This is a genomic window from uncultured Actinomyces sp., from assembly GCF_963526355.1.
Classification (GTDB): Bacteria; Actinomycetota; Actinomycetes; order Actinomycetales; family Actinomycetaceae; genus Actinomyces.
Genome location: NZ_CAUROW010000147.1, coordinates 1 through 3,557, shown reverse-complemented (window position 1 = coordinate 3,557; position 3,557 = coordinate 1). Strand labels below are relative to the sequence as shown.

General features: G+C 68.0%; 2 protein-coding genes. One reads left to right on the top strand and one right to left on the bottom strand.

Annotation, left to right across the window (positions count from 1 at the left end; all coding sequences use genetic code 11):
• Nucleotides 1-1,870, bottom strand: a 1,870-nt coding sequence (locus tag RWR81_RS12890; RefSeq protein ID WP_314458120.1) for an N-acetylmuramoyl-L-alanine amidase, incomplete at its 3' end; no start/stop codon positions are given.
• Nucleotides 1,871-2,307: 437 nt separating this feature from the next.
• Between RWR81_RS12890 and rfbB the strand changes: the two genes are divergently transcribed.
• Nucleotides 2,308-3,303 (top strand): dTDP-glucose 4,6-dehydratase, encoded by a 996-nt coding sequence (gene rfbB, locus RWR81_RS12885; protein ID WP_314458121.1) that lies wholly within the window; start codon nucleotides 2,308-2,310, stop codon nucleotides 3,301-3,303.
• Nucleotides 3,304-3,557 lie beyond the last annotated feature (254 nt).

Genomic DNA, 3,557 nt, shown 5'->3' with positions numbered 1-3,557 from the left:
CGTCCAAGTAGTACCAGCTGCCGGCATCGGCCACCCATCCGGTCGCCATGGCCCCACCGCGGGAGCCGTCCAAGTAGTACCAGCTGCCGGCATCGGCCACCCATCCGGTGACCATGGCCCCGCCGCGGGAGCCGTCCAGGTAGTACCAGCTGCCGGAGTCGAGCACCCAGCCCGTGGCCCTGGCACCGTCGGGTCGTATGTAGTACCAGGAGCCCGACTCGGCCTTCCAGGTCCCGGAACCGTCGATCTGTGCCTGGGCGATGGAGCGGATGATGCCGAGCTTGGAGTAGCCGACGTCACCAGGGCAGGAGGTGTAGCCGACGTCGCGGTGCGCCAGGATCCGGGGCATCGAGACGGTGGAACCGGCCTGGTAACGCTCGGTGGTCCACACGTGCAGGCCCGCCCAGCCGTTGGCGTCCGAGATACCGGCTCGCCGAAGGAACCATCCGGCCATCTTGCCCACGGAACTGAGCTGAGCCTCCGAGGGGCTGACGCTGCTGTAGTCACCCATCATGGACAGGCCCATGGTCCCGGTGTTGACGCCTCGGGCGTGGGCTCCGACGCTCATCCTGCCGCCGGGAGCCGCCAGGGAGCCGGAGCGTCCCTCGAAGACGGTGCCGAACTTGTCGATGAGGAAGTTGTAACCGATGTCGCCCCAGTCCAGGGTGACCGCGTGGTAGTAATAGATGCCCCGCACGATGGAGGCCGACTGCTCGGCGGAGTAGTTGTTGGTTCCGGCAGTGTGGTGGACGACGACGTGACCGGCGGACGCGTACTCGGGGTCCCAGGTCATGTAGGAGGCGTTGGCCCCCCACTCGGCCCGGGTGGTGACCGGCACCGGGAGGCCGTTGGCGGTCGTCGCTGCCGGCAGAGCGGCGGGCACGGTGGCCGGCAGAGCGGCGGGGCGCACGGGAGGCAGCGCTGTCGTCGTGAAGGTCGCGGGCCTGACCAACGGCGTCGCTCCTGCGGCAGCCGGCTGAGTGACCGGTTCGGTGGAGCCCTTCGACGCACCGGGCCAGCCGGGTGCAGTCTGCGGGACGGCGGCGTCCTCGATGACCGGAGTCGGCCCGGCCTCAGTGGTCTTGAGGTCGGCCGCACTGAGGGCCTGCTCCCCCTGGGGCTGGGAGGGGACGAGGGCCAGCTTCAGATCCGTGGGCAGTGAGCCGCCGACGACGGAGGCCTGGATCGCGTCGGCACCACCGGTGACGAACTCGCCGGTGCCGGAGGTGGCACGGTCGTCCCTCCCGGAGTCGGCCGCCTCGTTGAGGTACCAGGGCGACCAGGTGCCGTTCTCCCTCACTCGCAGGTAGATGCGCACGCCCTCGGGCAGGTCGGCACCACCGGTCCAGGTGAATCCCGCGACGAGGAACCGGTCGACCTCGAGCGGATCGGTCAGAAGAGTGGCATCGATCTGCGGGTCGGTGGCTGTGGGCAGGATCATGGGAACCCGCCCATCGGTCCCGCCGGTGGTCTGGGCGACTGTCCTCTGGACGGACCGGCTCACACTGGCCGCCAGCGCCGGGCTCACCGACGTGGCGGCGCCGGTACCTCCGCCTGCGCCGCCACCCCCGGCACCCGTTCCCGACTGAGCGTCGTCGAGGCCCGAGCGGGCGATCTCGGTGGCCTGCCCGCTGGAGCCGGTCAGGTCGAGGACCTGGACCGGAGCGGGGCCGTCAGCCTGAGAGGCGGAACCGCCGCCCGAGCCGCCGGAGTCACCGGTGTCGGGCGCGGCGCTGGCCACAGGCACCAGTCCGGCCAGCAGGAGCGGGACCAGGGCGACCAGCCCGGTGGCGCGGCGCGCGAGCAGGCCGGCAGTAGGGCGACGGTCTATGCGTAGGACGAGACGGCCAAGAGCGCGTGGAACTTTCATGGGGCTCCTTTTGGGGGTGATATCGACTGGAGTCGGTCGAGCCTCACCACCGAAGCCACCGACACCGCTCCCCCGAAATGCTCGATATTTAATATCTATGTGTTTTCCGAGAGATTATTGATAGTTTACTGATATTTTTGGGTGGCTCGGATATCAGGGTCTGTTCGCCGATGCCCACCACCGCCCGCGCCGCTGCACGGGTATCGCTTTTTCCCGGCAGATCAAGGTTTCGTCACACCGCGACCACACCGTTGCAATCTGGTTGCAGCATCGCGGACGTCAGGGAGGAGTCGGAGACGGGCAAGGAGGACGGTGATGCCTGCGGACCCCATGGGCTCCCCGGGCTCCTGTGGGCCCCCGAGGACTCCTGTGGCATGATGGCGTCGGCCATGACGGGCGCCGGGCGCCCACAGTTCCCCCTCATCGGAGCGAGTTCTATGCACGTCCTCATCACCGGAGGCGCCGGTTTCATCGGCGCCAACTTCGTCCACCAGACCCTGGTGCGCCACCCCGACGCCACCGTCACCGTCCTGGACAAGCTCACCTACGCCGGGAACAAGGGCTCACTGGCAGACGTGGATGATCGCGTCACCCTCGTCGTCGGGGATATCGCTGACGCAGACGTCGTCGACCCGCTGGTGGCCGAGGCCGACGTCGTCGTCCACTTCGCCGCCGAGTCCCACAACGACAACTCGCTGCGCGACCCCTCCCCCTTCATCCAGACCAACCTCGTGGGCACCTTCACCCTGCTGGAGGCGGTACGCCGCCACAAGGTGCGCTTCCACCACATCTCCACCGACGAGGTCTACGGCGACCTGGAGCTGGACGACCCGGCCAAGTTCGAGCCGACGACGCCCTACAACCCCTCCTCCCCCTACTCCTCGTCCAAGGCCGGAAGCGACCTGCTCGTGCGCGCCTGGGTGCGCTCCTTCGGCGTGGAGGCCACGATCTCCAACTGCTCGAACAACTACGGGCCCTACCAGCACATCGAGAAGTTCATCCCGCGCCAGATCACCAATCTCATCGACGGCGTGCGCCCCAAGCTCTACGGCGCCGGTGAGAACGTGCGCGACTGGATCCACGTCCTGGACCACAACGACGCCGTGTGGGACATCATCGAGAAGGGCCGCATCGGCGAGACCTACCTCATCGGGGCCGACGGCGAGAAGAACAACAAGGAGGTCGTCGAGCTGATCCTGGAGCTCATGGGCTACGAGCCCGACGACTACGAGCACGTCGCCGACCGCCCCGGCCACGACATGCGCTACGCCATCGACAACTCCAAGCTGGTCGAGGAGCTCGGCTGGGCGCCGAAGTTCACCGACTTCCGCTCCGGCCTGCAGGCGACCATCGACTGGTACCGTGACAACGAGGCCTGGTGGCGCCCACTCAAGGCCGAGGTCGAGGCCAAGTACGCCGCTCAGGGGCAGTAGCCACCACCTGGCCACTGCCCGACCACTACCTGACCGCCGCCTGGGTAATTGTCTGTGCAATAGACAGTGATTGCCCAGGCGGTATCCTTTTGCCTGTGAGTACTCCACACCGTGCAACGATGCGCGCAGGCATCATGATGCTTCTATCCGTCGCGCTCACGGGGTCCGCCGTCGTCGGTCTCCCGGCGATGGCCCCCGCGCCCGCCTGGGCCGACGAGTCTCCCGCGGCGCAGGAGGCGGCAACGTCCCAGCCC